This is a genomic window from Micromonospora trifolii (assembly GCF_022229005.1).
Lineage (GTDB): Bacteria > Actinomycetota > Actinomycetes > Mycobacteriales > Micromonosporaceae > Micromonospora > Micromonospora trifolii.
In genome coordinates this window covers 65,276-79,100 of sequence record NZ_JAKKFD010000013.1, presented here as the reverse complement: position 1 = coordinate 79,100, position 13,825 = coordinate 65,276, and the positions used below count along the sequence as shown (strand labels likewise).

Annotated in this window: 16 protein-coding genes; 11 read left to right on the top strand and 5 right to left on the bottom strand. The window is 71.2% G+C overall.

Annotated elements, in window-relative coordinates:
• Nucleotides 1-43 precede the first annotated feature (43 nt).
• From NIE79_RS09420 to NIE79_RS09410, 3 genes are all read right to left on the bottom strand, one after another.
• Nucleotides 44-238: a hypothetical protein gene (locus tag NIE79_RS09420; protein WP_091405645.1), complete on the bottom strand. Its 195-nt coding sequence runs from the start codon at nt 236-238 to the stop codon at nt 44-46.
• A 23-nt stretch (nt 239-261) separates the two neighbouring features.
• The gene (locus tag NIE79_RS09415) at nt 262-495 is read right to left on the bottom strand and encodes a hypothetical protein (RefSeq protein WP_274523866.1); all 234 of its coding nucleotides are present in this window, start codon (nt 493-495) and stop codon (nt 262-264) included.
• A gap of 441 nt (nt 496-936) precedes the next feature.
• On the bottom strand, nt 937-2,031 hold the full coding sequence (locus tag NIE79_RS09410) for a 3-deoxy-7-phosphoheptulonate synthase (RefSeq protein WP_091405633.1): 1,095 nt from the start codon (nt 2,029-2,031) through the stop codon (nt 937-939).
• A 273-nt stretch (nt 2,032-2,304) separates the two neighbouring features.
• Between NIE79_RS09410 and NIE79_RS09405 the strand changes: the two genes are divergently transcribed.
• Nucleotides 2,305-2,523: a hypothetical protein gene (locus tag NIE79_RS09405; protein ID WP_238678165.1), complete on the top strand. Its 219-nt coding sequence runs from the start codon at nt 2,305-2,307 to the stop codon at nt 2,521-2,523.
• Here the strand turns inward: NIE79_RS09405 and NIE79_RS09400 are convergent.
• Nucleotides 2,490-3,239, bottom strand: a complete 750-nt coding sequence (locus NIE79_RS09400; protein WP_238678164.1) for a phosphodiesterase — start codon at nt 3,237-3,239, stop codon at nt 2,490-2,492. The genes NIE79_RS09405 and NIE79_RS09400 overlap by 34 nt on opposite strands.
• A gap of 103 nt (nt 3,240-3,342) precedes the next feature.
• Here NIE79_RS09400 and NIE79_RS09395 point away from each other — a divergent pair, with 103 nt between their 5' ends.
• From NIE79_RS09395 to NIE79_RS09380, 4 genes are all read left to right on the top strand, one after another.
• Nucleotides 3,343-4,632, top strand: a complete 1,290-nt coding sequence (locus NIE79_RS09395) for a M16 family metallopeptidase (RefSeq protein ID WP_238678163.1) — start codon at nt 3,343-3,345, stop codon at nt 4,630-4,632.
• Nucleotides 4,629-5,966, top strand: a complete 1,338-nt coding sequence (locus NIE79_RS09390; RefSeq protein ID WP_238678162.1) for a M16 family metallopeptidase — start codon at nt 4,629-4,631, stop codon at nt 5,964-5,966. Before NIE79_RS09395 ends, NIE79_RS09390 begins: the two co-directional genes overlap by 4 nt.
• A gap of 160 nt (nt 5,967-6,126) precedes the next feature.
• On the top strand, nt 6,127-7,152 hold the full coding sequence (locus NIE79_RS09385; RefSeq protein WP_238678161.1) for an aspartate-semialdehyde dehydrogenase: 1,026 nt from the start codon (nt 6,127-6,129) through the stop codon (nt 7,150-7,152).
• Between the two features lie 157 nt (nt 7,153-7,309).
• On the top strand, nt 7,310-7,750 hold the full coding sequence (locus NIE79_RS09380; RefSeq protein WP_238678160.1) for a PPOX class F420-dependent oxidoreductase: 441 nt from the start codon (nt 7,310-7,312) through the stop codon (nt 7,748-7,750).
• Between the two features lie 18 nt (nt 7,751-7,768).
• Here NIE79_RS09380 and NIE79_RS09375 read toward each other — a convergent pair whose 3' ends face one another.
• On the bottom strand, nt 7,769-8,350 hold the full coding sequence (locus tag NIE79_RS09375) for a nucleotidyltransferase family protein (protein WP_238678159.1): 582 nt from the start codon (nt 8,348-8,350) through the stop codon (nt 7,769-7,771).
• Between the two features lie 103 nt (nt 8,351-8,453).
• Between NIE79_RS09375 and NIE79_RS09370 the strand changes: the two genes are divergently transcribed.
• The 6 genes from NIE79_RS09370 to NIE79_RS09345 all read left to right on the top strand — a co-directional run bounded on the left by NIE79_RS09370 (nt 8,454) and on the right by NIE79_RS09345 (nt 13,821).
• Entirely contained in the window at nt 8,454-9,137 is a 684-nt protein-coding gene (locus NIE79_RS09370) for a TMEM175 family protein (RefSeq protein ID WP_238678158.1), read from the top strand.
• Nucleotides 9,138-9,209: 72 nt separating this feature from the next.
• Nucleotides 9,210-9,626, top strand: coding sequence for a CBS domain-containing protein (locus NIE79_RS09365; protein WP_091405600.1), 417 nt, complete (start codon nt 9,210-9,212; stop codon nt 9,624-9,626).
• 211 nt (nt 9,627-9,837) lie between these two features.
• Nucleotides 9,838-10,209 carry an SCP2 sterol-binding domain-containing protein gene (locus NIE79_RS09360; protein ID WP_091405597.1) on the top strand — a complete coding sequence of 124 codons (372 nt, stop codon included), beginning with the start codon at nt 9,838-9,840 and terminating at the stop codon, nt 10,207-10,209.
• Entirely contained in the window at nt 10,209-12,269 is a 2,061-nt protein-coding gene (locus NIE79_RS09355) for an amylo-alpha-1,6-glucosidase (protein ID WP_238678157.1), read from the top strand. The genes NIE79_RS09360 and NIE79_RS09355 overlap by 1 nt, the downstream gene beginning before the upstream one ends.
• A gap of 95 nt (nt 12,270-12,364) precedes the next feature.
• Nucleotides 12,365-13,117 carry a lysophospholipid acyltransferase family protein gene (locus tag NIE79_RS09350; protein ID WP_196919406.1) on the top strand — a complete coding sequence of 251 codons (753 nt, stop codon included), beginning with the start codon at nt 12,365-12,367 and terminating at the stop codon, nt 13,115-13,117.
• Between the two features lie 95 nt (nt 13,118-13,212).
• Entirely contained in the window at nt 13,213-13,821 is a 609-nt protein-coding gene (locus tag NIE79_RS09345; protein WP_238678156.1) for an isochorismatase family protein, read from the top strand.
• The last annotated feature ends 4 nt before the right edge of the window (nt 13,822-13,825 follow it).

Genomic DNA, 13,825 nt, shown 5'->3' with positions numbered 1-13,825 from the left:
AAAGGGGGGCCGGCAGACGCCGGCCCCCCTTTTCTCGTACGCCTCAACGTTGCATGCCGGACCAACCGTGCGGCGACTCCGGCTCCCGCTCGTCCTCGTCCGCCCCGGTGATGATGTCCCGATCCACAGCCGTGCGGTCGTGCTCGTTGGCGAAGTCCGGCTCGGGCGTGGTGTCCCTGCCCTTCGGGGGCTGACCCAGCGCCGGCACCTTCTCGTCGTGGTCCTCGTGGTGCGTCATGTCGGTGTCCCTCCTGCTGTCATTCACGCGATGCTGCCGCCCAGCAGGTCGCTGGCCTCGTCCACCGCGTACTCGCCCTCGGGAAGCGCGTCGATGCGGGCGAGCAGGTCCGGCGGAAGCTCGGCGGCCACCGCCCGGCGATAGATCTCCGCCTGGGTGACCCGCTCCTGCGCCCGGAAGATGTCGTCGAGCAGGTCGTCGAGGGTCTGGGTGCCCGGCTCGCCGGCCACTGATGCGTCGTCGGTCACGTCGATCAGCTACCCGGGGCCGAATCGGTCAAACGTCACCCTCGGTGGCGGCTTGCGCTCTCGGCCGATGGCCCGGCGAACCCTCCTTTGCTCTGCACCCGCCCAGGCGACAGTCACGCTGGGTGGGTGGTGCGCGGACGGGTGCAGAGCAAAGGAAGGCGAAGAGGTGGCGGGGGCGAAGAGGGGCGGAAGTGATGTTGCTCGGCCCACTCGGCCGGGCCGGTCCGCTGCTGTTCGCCGAATACAGACAGCGCCGCCCCCGGCCTTGTGGGCCGGGGGCGGCGCTGGTGTCGGTGTGCAGGTCGCCTCTCGGCGAGTGGCACTACGCGGCTCCAGCCGGACGGTATTCCGCGAAGGCTATTTAGGTGAGGCCCGGGGACACTGGACACACCGACATCCCTGTCAACGAGCCGACCCCCGCTCGTGTTCCGTGCGCCGTGGTGTCGGCGGTCACACGGTCGTCGGCAGTGTGGCCCGACGGGCCCGCACCGCGGAGGCGAGGTGGTCGAGCACCTCGGCGGTGTCGTCCCAGCCCAGGCAGGCGTCGGTGACCGACCGGCCGTACTCCAGCTCCCGGGTCGGGTCGAGCTCCTGCCGGCCGGGCAGCAGGAACGACTCCAGCATCACGCCGGTGATCCCCCGCTGGCCGGCGGCCAGCTGGGCCGCCACGTCCGCGGCGACCAGCGGCTGGTTGCGGTGGTCCTTGCCGCTGTTGGCGTGACTGGCGTCGATCACCAACCGCTCCGGCAGGTCGGCGGCGCGGAGCAGGTCGAGCGCCCCGGCGACCGACTCGGCGTCGTAGTTGGGTCGGCCACCCCCGCCGCGCAGCACCAGGTGCCCGTCGGTGTTGCCCCGGGTGTGCATGATCGCCGGGGTGCCGGAGAAGTCGATGCCGGGGAAGACGTGCGGCACCCCGGCGGCGCGGATCGCGTCCACTGCCGTGCCGATGCTGCCGTCCGGGCGGTTCTTCATGCCGATCGGCATGGACAGGCCGGAGGCGAGCTGGCGGTGTACCTGGCTCTCCACGGTGCGGGCGCCGATCGCGCCCCAGGCCACAGTGTCCGCGATGTACTGCGGGGTGATCGGGTCGAGGAACTCGCAACCCACCGGCAGGCCGAGGCGGAGCACGTCGAGCAGCAGCGCCCGAGCCAGCCGCAGACCGGTGTTGACGTCCCCGCTGCCGTCCAGGCCGGGGTCGTTGATCAGGCCCTTCCAACCGACTGTGGAGCGCGGCTTCTCGAAGTAGACCCGCATGACGATCAGCAGGTCGTCGGCGAGCCGGTCGGCTGCCGTCCGCAGACGCTGCGCGTAGTCGAGGGCGGCGGCCGGGTCATGCACCGAGCAGGGGCCGACCACCACCAGCAGGCGGTCGTCCTCGCGGTCCAGCACGCGACCGACCGCGCGGCGGCCGGTCAACACGGCCGACGCGAGTGGGGCGTCGAGGGGCAACTCGTGGTGCAGGAGGGCGGGCGTGGTCAGCGGCACGACACGGTCGATCCGCTGATCGCTGACCCGATCGGTCTCCGGGGTCGTCACGGTGGGCATCCTTCCGCCGACAGTGCCCGGGGCCGGTGCCCGGGACGAGCCGGCTGCTCGTACGCAAAAGGGCAGGAACGACAGCTCCTGCCCAGCCGGCTCGGTCCGTGGTGACGTCAGTTCATGGTGAAGTCACCGGCGTGCGAGCCGGCTGCCTAAACCATCGATAGGAACGCGTCACCGGGCCAGCGTACCCGACCGGAGGCGGCCGCCCGTCCTGTCGTCCCAAGATGCGGGGCGAAGATCGCGTGCCGGGGGAGAGGTCGGGGTAACAGGGGTGCCATGACACACGAGCAGAGCGATCAGGACCGGGTGGAGTCCCGGGCGCACCACCTCCTGCCCGAGGAGAAGGCGGTGGGCAGCGACGACCCGGAGGCGCAGGCGGAGGCCATCCTCGCCGACTCTGACCTCCGCGCGGCGGACCAGAACGCAGCCCCGGACACGGTGCTGGAACGTCGTACCTCGGATCAGACAGTGGTGGCTGTCGAACCGCCGGACTGAGCGGTCGCCCCACGGGCCCGCCGCGACCCCCGGTAGGTCTGGTCGCGCAGCCAGGCCAGCGGACCTGCCACCCGCAGTTCGGGTGGCAGGTTGCGCACCGGATCGAACGCGAGCGCCGCGTCCTCCTCGGCGCTGAGCTGGGCACCGAGACTGACCTGCCCGACCAGCCGCCAGGGCCCCACCGCCGACGCGACAGCGAGCACCAGGCGCGGGGTGTCCGTCCGGGTCGCGGCGACCGCCGTGGCCAGGCTGCGACCGAGGTCGGCCGAGTCGGGGTCGGCCAGCGCGGCCAGCCAGAGGCGGCGTCGACCAGCGCGGTAACACGTGATCGTGCTGTAGGTGCCGGTGAAGCGGCGTCGGGGCAGCGGCAGGTTCCGCAGCACCGGGGCCGCGCCGCTGGAGCTGACCAACAGGTCGAACGGCCGGCCACCGTCGCCGTGCAGGCGCAGCGCGAGGCCCAGCACGTCGGGCCAACTGCCGGGCGTGGGCGTTCCCTTCGAGAGCCGGACGGTGGTCCGGTACCGGCCGGGGTGGTCCAGCAGCGCGACCCCGGTGGGCGGTCCGGGCGTACCCCAGATCACCGTCTCGCCCACGAACGAGCGACCGGCCGGATGCAGCAACCGGCCGCGGCGCAGCCGGCCGAGTGCGGTGCTGGCGCGTTCGACGGCGGTGGCGGCCCGGCCTGCGGCCCGGGACGGAGGCGGGGTGGCGGTCATTGCTCTCCGGTACCCCGCGCGGCGGCTCCGATGCCGCCCGGGTCGGCTCGCCGACCGACAGCACGTCACCTTTCCGCCCCCGAGATCGGATAGCGTCGGGGGCATGCCCGACAGCGGTTACCCCTGGCCCATTCAGACGTCCCGACTGGACAACGGCCTGCGCGTGGTGGTGAGTGAGGATCGCACCGCGCCTGCCGTGGCCGTCAACCTCTGGTACGACGTCGGCTCCCGGCACGAGCCGGCCGGGCAGACCGGCTTCGCCCACCTCTTCGAGCACCTGATGTTCGAGGGCTCGGTGAACGTGGCAAAGACCGAGCACATGAAGCTGATCCAGGGCTCCGGCGGCTCGCTCAACGCCACCACGAACCCGGACCGGACCAACTATTTCGAGACGGTCCCGGCCGAGCACCTGGAGTTGGCGCTCTGGTTGGAGGCCGACCGGATGGGCGGCCTGGTTCCCGCCCTCACCCAGGAGACGCTGGACAACCAGCGGGACGTGGTCAAGAACGAGCGCCGGCAGCGGTACGAGAACGTGCCGTACGGCGACGCCTGGCTGCGGTTACTGCCGCTGCTCTACCCGCCGGGGCACCCCTACCACCACGCGACGATCGGCTCGATGGCCGACCTGAACGCCGCCGACCTGGCCACCTTCCAGGCGTTCCACCGGACCTACTACGCGCCGAACAACGCGGTGCTCACAGTGGTCGGCGACGCCACCGCCTCCGACGTGTTCGCGCTCGCCGACAAGTACTTCGGCGCGCTGCCCGCCCGCGACGACATCCCGCCGGCACCGGACGGCCGCAACGTCCCCGCGACCGGCCAGACGGCCGTCGAATCGGTGAGCGCCGACGTGCCGGCGCCGCGGGTCTACATCGCCCACCGCAGCTACCCGTTCGGCAGCCCGGGATACAACGTGATCACCGTGCTCGCCACCATCCTGGGCAGCGGCCGGGGCAGCCGGCTCTACCAGCGCCTCGCCGACGGCGAGCGGATCGCGCAACCGGATCTGGTCGGGGCGTACGGGGTGGACCTCGCACACGCACCGGCACCGCTGATCGCCACCGCCACCGCCCGCCCCGGAGTGAGCGGCGAGCGGCTGGCCGAAGGGCTGGCCGACGTCGTCGACGAGCTGGCCACAGTGCCGGTCACCGCCGCCGAGCTGGATCGGGCGAAGGCGTTGCTCAGCACCGGGTGGTGGCGTCAGTTGTCCACCGTCGACGGCCGCGCTGACCTGCTCGGCCGGTACACCACGCAGTTCGGTGATCCGGCCCGCATCGCCGAGCAGTTGCCGGCCCTGCTCGGTGTCACCGCCGAGCAGATCGCCGAGGCCGCCGCCGACGTGCTCGCCACCGACCGGGTGACCCTGACCTACCTGCCCGAGGAGACCTCATGACGCTGATCGCCGACCGTCCCGGCCCGGGCGCCGCCCGCCCGTACCGGTTCCCGCCGGTGGTTCGCCGCACCGCGGCCGGTGGTCAGGTCGTCGCCGCGCACCTGCCGGGGCAGAACCTCGCCGTGGCCCTGCTGCTGCTCGACGTGGGCGCGGGCCAGGAGCCGGTCGGCAAGGAGGGCCTGTCCGGTGTGCTGGCCAAGGCGTTGGAGGAGGGGACCGCGCAGCGGGACGCCGCCGCGTACGCTCTCGCCGTCGAAGGGCTCGGCACCGCGTTGTCGACCGGTCTGGACTGGGACTCGTTCCAGGCCAGCGTGGTGATCCCGGTGGACCGGCTGAGCGCGGCAGTGGAACTGCTCGCCGAGGCGGTCCGGACACCCAAACTCGACCCCGCCGACGTGCGCCGGGTCCGCGACGACGAGGCCACCGCGCTCCGGATGGACTGGGCCAACCCCGGCCCGCGCGCCGACGCCGCGCTGCGCGCCGACCTGTTCGGCGCGCAGAACCGCTGGGGACGGCCGATGCACGGCGACCCGGAGTCGGTCGCCGGGTTGGACGTGGAGGACGTCACGGTCTTCCACTCCGAGTGGTTCCTGCGCCCCGGCACCCTGATCGTCGCCGGTGACCTGGACCGGATCGACCTGGACGCGCTGGCCGCGGCGGCGTTCGCCGGCACCGGTGGTGGCCCCGCCGTGCGGGGCGGCCCCATCGAGGTGCCGCTGCACAGCGAACGGCGGATCATCCTGGTGGACCGGCCCGGCTCGGTGCAGTCCACGCTGCGGCTGGGCCACCCGTCACCACACCGGGCGCACCCCGACCACGTGGCGATGACACTCGCCGGCACTGTGCTCGGCGGGGCGTTCACCTCGCGACTCAACCACCTGCTGCGCGAGGTGCACGGCTACACCTACGGCATCCGGGGCGACTTCGCCGCGTCGCGGCGGTTCGGTCGGTTCGCGGTCAGCTCCGGCGTGCAGACGGCGGTCACCGCGCTGGCCCTGGTCGAGGCGGTGGGCGAGATCACCCGTACCCAGGCCACCGGGGTGACCGAGGACGAGCTGGAGGTGGCCCGCTCCTGGCGTGCCGGGCAGCTCTCGGTCGAGTTGCAGAGCCCTCGGGCGATCGCCTCCGCGCTGACCACCCTGGTGGTGCACGACCTTCCGGACGACTACCACGCGCGGCTGCGTGAGTCGCTGCTCTCCGCCGACGTGGACCAGGTCTCCGCGGCGGCAGCCACCCACCTGCACCCGGAAGCCCTCACCCTGGTCATCGAGGGCGATGCCGCGGTGATCCGCGCCGACCTGGAGGCCACCGCCCTGGGAACCCTCCTCCCCTGAATGCCGGACAAACGCCGTTGATCAAGAGGTTTGCGTCATCCAAAGGACGGTTTCTGACGCAAAACTCTTGATCGACAGTCGTGGGGTGGGGTGTGAGGTGGGACCCGGGGGGTGGGAAAGGGGTCCCGGTTTCGGGGGTGGGGTCGGTAGCCTCGCGGACATGAGGATCGGCATTGTGGGGGCCACCGGCCAGGTCGGTGGCGTGATGCGGCAGGTGCTGGCGGAGCGGGAGTTCCCAGCGGAGCAGGTGCGGTTGTTCGCCTCGGCGCGGTCCGCCGGGCGGGCACTGCAATGGCGCGACGGCGAGGTGATCGTCGAGGACGCCGCGACCGCTGACTATTCCGAGCTGGACATCGTGCTCTTCTCGGCTGGTAAGGGCACCGCTCGCGAGCTGGCTCCCCGCGTCGCCGAGGCCGGCGCCGTGGTGATCGACAACTCGTCGGCGTTCCGGATGGACCCGCAGGTGCCGCTGGTGGTCGCCGAGGTCAACCCGCACGCCGCCCTGGACCGGCCCAAGGGCATCATCGCCAACCCGAACTGCACCACGATGGCCGCGATGCCGGTGCTGCGTCCGCTGCACGCCGAGGCTGGCCTTGTCGGCCTGGTCGTCTCCACCTACCAGGCGGTCTCCGGCGCCGGGTTGGCCGGCGTCGCCGAGTTGGACGAGCAGGTCCGCAAGGTGGCCGAGCACGCAGCCGGGCTGGCCTTCGACGGGTCGGCCGTGGAGTTCCCCGCGCCGCGCTCGTTCGCCCAGCCGATCGCCTTCAACGTCCTCCCGCTGGCCGGTTCGATCGTCGACGACGGCTCGTTCGAGACCGACGAGGAGCAGAAGCTCCGCAACGAGAGCCGCAAGATCCTGGAGATCCCCGACCTGTTGGTCTCCGGCACCTGCGTCCGGGTGCCGGTGTTCACCGGGCACTCGCTCCAGATCAACGCCCGGTTCGCCCGGCCGCTCACCCCGCAGCGCGCCCACGAACTGCTGGCCGACGCGCCCGGGGTGGCACTGACCGATGTTCCGACGCCGTTGCAGGCCGCCGGCCAGGACCCGACCTACGTGGGCCGGATCCGCGCCGACGAGACCGTCGAGTACGGGCTGGCCCTGTTCTGCTCCAACGACAACCTGCGCAAGGGCGCCGCGCTGAACGCTGTGCAACTCGCCGAGCTGGTCGCCGCCGAGCGCCGCTGACCGGCACGATCGCCGAAACACCGAGCCCTCGCCGACCGTCGGCGAGGGCTCGGTGCCGTTCCGGGTGGTCGCCCTGCCGATCCAGGGTGGTCGCCCGCGACGGCCGGCCGGTCGTGCTTGGATGGGTCGGAGACGATCGTCCAACCTGGAGGACACCATGCCGGATGACAGCACCCAGCAGGCGTTGACCGATCTGGTGGCCGGCCGCTCGATGGGCGTGCTCGCCACCATCAAGCGGGACGGACGTCCGCAGCTGTCCACGGTGCTCTACTCCTTCGACCGGGATGCGGGCCTGATCCGGGTCTCGGTCACCGACGGCCGCGCCAAGACCGCCAACCTGCGCCGCGACCCGCGTGCCAGCTTCCACGTCAGCAGCGACGACGGCTGGGCGTACGCGGTGGTCGAGGGTCGCGCCGAACTGACCCCGCCGGCCACCGAGCTCGGCGACGACACGGTCGAGGAGCTGGTGGCGCTCTACCGGGCGTTGAGCGGCGAACACCCCGACTGGGACGAGTACCGCCAGGCCATGGTCGACGAGGGACGGATCGTGCTGCGCCTGCACGTCGAGCGGCTCTACGGCATGCCGCCCCGAGGCTGACCCACCGAAGCTGGTCGCTCATCCCGGCTCGATCACTGTCACGCCGGGCCAGCGCTGCGCCGGCCGGTGCCGGGCCAACCGCTGCCGGGACCGCGCCACGTCCACCCGGGCCGGGTTGTGCCGCCACACCCCGCCCAGCAGGTCCGCCAGGCCGTACGGGGCGCACACCTTCAACCGCCCGGCAGGATCCAGGCGGACGGCCACCGCTGTCGCGTACTCCGGCCAGGTGGCGACCGCCTCGGCCACGCTGTGGTACGGCGCGATCGGGTCGCCGCCGAACGTGGCCGCGTACCAGGTGTGCACCGCCGCCTGGTTGCGCGCCTGCCACGGCGGCTGCGGCCACATCCCCGCCAGCCGGGCGGTGGCCCGGTCGTCGTCGGCGCGGGTCAGCCTCGTCGGGTCGAAGAAGACCACGTCCACGTCGCGGACCCGCGCCGGGTCGAACCCGTCGCCGTGCCGCTCGCCCCAGACCAGGTCACGCAGGGCGCCCGCGCCGATCCAGGCGTCCGGCAGCCCGGAGTCACGCACCACTGTCAGCGCCCGGGTCAGCCAATCGCTGCCGGCGACCAGGTCCCGCAGTTGCTCCTCGCCCGTCATCATCCGCCCACCGTAGGCAGCGGAGCCCAAGCGCGGGGATGCGCCGCCCTTCGACGGGTATACCGCGCCGATTCGTCGTTGCGGGACGTCGGGGAGGGGGTGGGCGATGGGCGCCGGCACGAGCAGCGACAGGACCCTTCCCGGTGGCCCGCCGCTGCGGCGGGAAACCTCCCGGCTGTTGTCGTTCAGCGACGGGGTCTTCGCCATCATCATCACGCTGCTGGTGCTCGACCTTCAGCCGCCTCGGGTCGGCCGCGGTCAGATGTTGCACGCGCTGGTCGAGCAGTGGCCCGCGTACCTCGCCTATGTCACGTCGTATGTCTACGTGGCAGTGAACTGGCTGAACCACCGAGCAGCCTTCAATCGTGTGGTGAACAGTGGAAAGGCCCTCCAGTGGTACAACCTCGGGGTGCTGTTCAGCACCGCGCTGTTGCCGTTCGCCACCTCGGTCGTCTCGCAGGCCATGCGGGACGGCGACCAGGCGGACCAGCGGACCGGCGTGGTCGTCTACGGCCTGGTCGGCGTGCTGGTCTCGGTGAGCTGGCTGGGGCTGTACCACTACCTCGCCCGGCATCACGACCTGCTGGACCAGACGGTGCCGCGTCGGTTCTTTCCGGTCGAACGGGCCCGGGCCGCGGTCGGCCTCCTGGGGTACGCGCTGGCGATCCTGGTCGGATTCCTCACCAGCCCGCTGATCGCGCTGGTGATCTTCCTGCTGTTGCCGGCGTTCTACAGCCTGACCAGCAGCGGCCTCTACGAACTTCGACGCCTGCGGCACCCGCGTCGATAGGCCGGGGCCGTCGGCGTTACCCCCTCCCGCGCGGCGGGTAGACGGCCGTGCCGACACCGAGAGGGGAGCACCATGACAACGGTCGGAGAGTTCATGACGACCCGGTTGGTGACGATGGACGGCAACGACACACTCATCGCCGCCGCGCAGGAGATGCGTGACAGTGCGATTGGCGATGTGGTGGTGACCGACGGTGACAGTGTGGTGGGCATCGTCACGGACCGGGACATCACGGTCCGAGGTGTCGCGGAGAACATGGACCCGGGCTCGACCCGGTTGAGCCAGATCACCACTCGCGACGTGATCACGGTGAGTCAGTACGACGATGCCGTGGCCGCCGCGGACCTGATGCGGACGTACGCCGTACGCCGACTTCCGGTGATCGACGACGGGCGCCTGATCGGCCTGGTGTCGATGGGTGACCTCGCGGTCGAGCGCGAACCGCAGTCGGTCCTGGCCGACATCAGCGCCGACGACCCGAACAACTGACCCGTCCGCCGCGGCGCGCGCCGGCTCTCCCTTTCCGGGAGGGCCGGCGCTGTGGCGTCCCACCGGAACGGGGCGAGGGCTCACCCGAATGGGGCGAGGTTGATCGGGGGAGCGGGGGGGACCCGTGCGGGGACGTGCAACGCCGGCCGTCCGTGCGACGCGAGCGCGGTGGGTGGGATCCCCGGCCCGGCAACTGGGAGGAGTGGACCCGATGGTGGACGCGACCACGAGGTTCTTCGAGGACCTGGACCGGCGGGGGTACGAACCCCTGCTGGCCAAGACCTCCGGGACGCTGCGGATCGACCTGCACGAGGGGGCGCAGACCCGGCACTGGCTGCTGAGGATCGACCACGGCCGGCTGAACGTCAGTCAGGAGGACCAGGAGGCCGACACGGTGATCGGCGCCAGCCCGGTCCTCTTCGACGACATCGCCTCTGGGCGCGAGCACGGCCTGGCCGCGCTGTTGCGGGGGGACATGACGGTGTCGGGCGACGCTCGTCTCGTCGTACAGGTGGAGCGGATCTTCCCGGGTTCCCCGGACGCCCGTGGGCCACGTCGGCGATTCGCCGGGGAGGTGCACTGATGGGGCAGAGCAACACGGTCCGGATCCTGGACGGCAACACGTTCGTCGTCTGCGAGGACACCGGTGACATCGAGGCGACGCCGAGCGAGCCCACCGGGCTCTTCTCCATCGACACCCGGTTCCTGTCGACCTGGGTGCTGACCGTCAACGGTGAGCGACTCAACTCGCTCTCCTACGACGACCTCCAGTACTTCGAGTCGCGATTCTTCCTGGTCCCGGGGGTGGCCACGCACTACGTGGACGCGAAGCTGTCGATCATCCGGGAGCGCACCGTCGGCGGCAGCTTCTGTGAGCAGTTGACCATCCTCAACCACGACGAGAAGCCGGTCGACCTGGAAGTCCGGATGGACGCGGCGTCGGATTTCGCCGACCTGTTCCAGGTCAAGGACGAGATCCTGAACAAGAAGGGCGAGATCTACACCGAGGTGGAGTCGGACCGGCTGCGGCTGGGGTACCGGCGGGGGAACTTCCGCCGGGAGACTGTCATCTCGTCGTCGATGTCGGCCCGCTACGACAGCAGGGGCTTCGCGTACACGGTCCACCTGGAGCCCAACGAGCAGTGGGATGCCTCGATCGACGTCCAGACCCACGCGGTCGGGCCCGGCGGCCGGGATCTGCGGTTCGGGCTTCGCAAACACGGCACCGAGCGGCTCGCTCTCCAGCACGACCTGGAGAAGTGGATCGCCGACGCGCCGAAGGTCAACAGTGAGCACGGCCGGGTGGCCAGCACGTACCGGCGCAGTCTGATCGACCTGGCGGCGCTGCGCTTCTCGCCGCTGTCGCTGGGCGGCGCCACACTGCCCGCCGCCGGTCTGCCCTGGTTCATGACCATGTTCGGCCGGGACAGCATCCTCACCTGCCTGCAGACGCTGCCGTTCACCCCGCAGCTGTCGAAGACGACGCTGCGCATCCTGGCGTCCCTGCAGGGCAGCCGGTTCGACGACTTTCGGGACGAGGATCCGGGGCGCATCCTGCACGAGATGCGCTACGGCGAAACCGCGGCCTTCGAGGAACAGCCACACTCGCCGTACTACGGCTCGGTCGACGCGACGCCGCTGTTCATCGTGCTGCTCGACGAGTACGAGCGGTGGAGCGGGGACGTGGCGCTGGTCAAGGAGTTGGAGCAGGAGTCCCGGGCGGCCCTGAGGTGGATCGACAACTACGCCGACCTGGTCGGCACCGGCTACATCTGGTACGAGCGACGCAACACCGACACCGGCCTGGAGAACCAGTGCTGGAAGGACTCCTGGGACTCGATCTCCTACTCGGACGGCACGCTCCCGCCGTTCCCACGGGCCACCTGCGAGGTGCAGGGGTACGCGTACGACGCGAAGGTGCGCGCGGCCCGGTTGGCGCGCGAGTTCTGGGATGATCCGGGGTTCGCCGACCAGTTGGAGCGGGAGGCGGCAGAGCTGAAGGAGCGGTTCAACCGGGACTGGTGGGTGGACGACGGCGAGTATTTCGCCCTGGCCCTGGACCCGGACGGCCGGCAGTGCGACATCCTCAGCTCCAACATCGGCCACCTGCTGTGGAGCGGGATCGTCGAACCCGAGCGGGCGGAGAAGCTCGCCGCGCACCTGGTCGGGCCGCGGCTCTTCTCCGGCTGGGGGGTGCGCACCCTCGCCGAGGGGGAGGCCCGCTACAACCCCATCGGCTACCACAACGGCACGATCTGGCCGTTCGACAACTCGTTCATCGCCTGGGGTCTGCGCCGCTACGGCTTCGCCGAGGAGGCCGCGACCATCGCCAACGGCATCCTGGACGCGGCCACGTACTTCGACGGCCGGTTGCCGGAGGCGTTCGGCGGCTACCCGCGGGAGCTGACCAAGTTCCCGGTGGAGTACCCGACGGCGTGCAGCCCGCAGGCCTGGTCGACAGGTACGCCGCTGTTGCTGCTGCGCACCATGCTCGGTCTGGAGCCGCACGAGGGGCACCTGGCGGTCGAGCCACGGCTGCCGGTGGGGATGGGTCGCATCGAGGTGCTGGACATCCCCGGTCGTTGGGGCCGGGTGGACGCGTTCGCCAGAGGTCGACTGGACCTGAACAACCTCGGCGACTGACCGACTGGACCGCCGAACCGGCGGTGCCGCGCCACCTGCGTCGCCGCCGGTTCTCCACCCAGCCGATCCCCAGCCGGTCAGGGTAGATTCTGCGAATGCCGGAGCTCGTGTACCCGCCCGTTATCGCCGCCGCCAAGACGCTGTTCCGGGTCCTCGACCTGAAGATCACCATCGAGGGCGCCCACCACGTACCCCGAACGGGCGGGGCGGTGCTGGCCAGCAACCACGTCAGCTACCTCGACTTCATCTTCGCCGGTCTGGGCGCGAACGCGTCGGGCCGGCTGGTCCGCTTCATGGCAAAGGATTCGGTCTTCACCCACAAGATCTCCGGCCCGCTGATGCGTGGGATGCGGCACATTCCGGTGGACCGGCAGGCCGGCGCGGCCTCGTTCCGCGCTGCGGTGGGCGCGCTCAAGCAGGGCGAGGTCGTCGGCGTCTTCCCCGAGGCGACGATCAGCCGGTCGTTCACGGTCAAGGAGCTCAAGAGCGGCACGGTCCGGATGGCCCGCTCGGCGAAGGTGCCGGTGCTGCCCGTCGCGTTGTGGGGCACCCAGCGCCTCTGGACCAAGGGCCGCCCGCGCACCCTGACCCGCCGGCACACGCCGATCACCATCCTGATCGGCGAGCCCATCAACCCGGCGGACTTCCCGGACCCGAACGTGCTGGCCGCCGAGCTGACCACCCGGCTCAGCGCCCTCGTCGACCGCGCGCAGCGGGACTATCCGGACACCCCGGCCGGCCCGGACGACACCTGGTGGCAGCCCGCGCACCTGGGCGGCAGCGCGCCCTCACCGGAGGAGGCCGCCGCTCTGGACGCCGCCGCCGAGCAGCGCGCCCCCAGCGCCTGACGCGAGGTGGCCTGACGCCTGATTGGCCGGATCGTTCCGCACCCGGGCAGAATGGTGTCTGCCGGCGCGAACGGCGTCCAACCAGGATCGACGTCATGAGCAGAGCAGCACTCGTCGTGATCGACGTGCAAGAGTCCTTCCGTCAGCGCCCGATCTGGGCGTACGGCTCCAACCCCGACATGATCCGCCAGGTTGACCGGCTGGTGGCTGCCGCCCGGCAGCGCGGCGACCTGGTGGTCTGGGTCCTGCACTCGGAGCCCGGCACTGGCGGGTTGTTCGACCCCGCCCTCGGCTACGTCCGGCTGATCGACGGGCTGGTCCCCGCCGAGGGTGAGCCGACGCTGGTCAAGACCGCGCACAACGCGTTCACCACCACGAACCTCCAGCAACTGCTCACCCAGGCGGGCATCACCGACATCACCGCCTGCGGCATCCGCACCGAGCAGTGCGTGGAGACCACCACCCGGGTCGGCGCGGACCTCGGCTACCGGATGACCTTCGTCACCGACGCCACGCTGACCTTCCCCATCCCACACCGGGACCTGCCGGAGACCGCCACTGTCGCGGAGATCCTCGCCGACCCGCGCACCCTGACGAACGAGGAGATCGTGACCCGCACCGAGTACGCGCTGGCGGGCCGCTTCGCGACCATCCGCACCGTGGACGAGGTCACCGGCGCGACCCTCGCCGGCAGCCGGGGCTGACGTC

What these genes read in the sequence shown, in the direction of transcription:
- NIE79_RS09350 (WP_196919406.1), top strand. Translation starts at nt 12,365, where the DNA reads ATGCCGGAGCTCGTGTACCCGCCCGTTATCGCCGCCGCCAAGACGCTG.
- NIE79_RS09355 (WP_238678157.1), top strand. Translation starts at nt 10,209, where the DNA reads ATGGGGCAGAGCAACACGGTCCGGATCCTGGACGGCAACACGTTCGTC.
- NIE79_RS09405 (WP_238678165.1), top strand. Translation starts at nt 2,305, where the DNA reads ATGACACACGAGCAGAGCGATCAGGACCGGGTGGAGTCCCGGGCGCAC.
- NIE79_RS09375 (WP_238678159.1), bottom strand. Translation starts at nt 8,350, where the DNA reads ATGATGACGGGCGAGGAGCAACTGCGGGACCTGGTCGCCGGCAGCGAT.
- NIE79_RS09385 (WP_238678161.1), top strand. Translation starts at nt 6,127, where the DNA reads ATGAGGATCGGCATTGTGGGGGCCACCGGCCAGGTCGGTGGCGTGATG.
- NIE79_RS09390 (WP_238678162.1), top strand. Translation starts at nt 4,629, where the DNA reads ATGACGCTGATCGCCGACCGTCCCGGCCCGGGCGCCGCCCGCCCGTAC.
- NIE79_RS09380 (WP_238678160.1), top strand. Translation starts at nt 7,310, where the DNA reads ATGCCGGATGACAGCACCCAGCAGGCGTTGACCGATCTGGTGGCCGGC.
- NIE79_RS09410 (WP_091405633.1), bottom strand. Translation starts at nt 2,031, where the DNA reads ATGCCCACCGTGACGACCCCGGAGACCGATCGGGTCAGCGATCAGCGG.
- NIE79_RS09420 (WP_091405645.1), bottom strand. Translation starts at nt 238, where the DNA reads ATGACGCACCACGAGGACCACGACGAGAAGGTGCCGGCGCTGGGTCAG.
- NIE79_RS09345 (WP_238678156.1), top strand. Translation starts at nt 13,213, where the DNA reads ATGAGCAGAGCAGCACTCGTCGTGATCGACGTGCAAGAGTCCTTCCGT.
- NIE79_RS09365 (WP_091405600.1), top strand. Translation starts at nt 9,210, where the DNA reads ATGACAACGGTCGGAGAGTTCATGACGACCCGGTTGGTGACGATGGAC.
- NIE79_RS09360 (WP_091405597.1), top strand. Translation starts at nt 9,838, where the DNA reads ATGGTGGACGCGACCACGAGGTTCTTCGAGGACCTGGACCGGCGGGGG.
- NIE79_RS09400 (WP_238678164.1), bottom strand. Translation starts at nt 3,239, where the DNA reads ATGACCGCCACCCCGCCTCCGTCCCGGGCCGCAGGCCGGGCCGCCACC.
- NIE79_RS09370 (WP_238678158.1), top strand. Translation starts at nt 8,454, where the DNA reads ATGGGCGCCGGCACGAGCAGCGACAGGACCCTTCCCGGTGGCCCGCCG.
- NIE79_RS09395 (WP_238678163.1), top strand. Translation starts at nt 3,343, where the DNA reads ATGCCCGACAGCGGTTACCCCTGGCCCATTCAGACGTCCCGACTGGAC.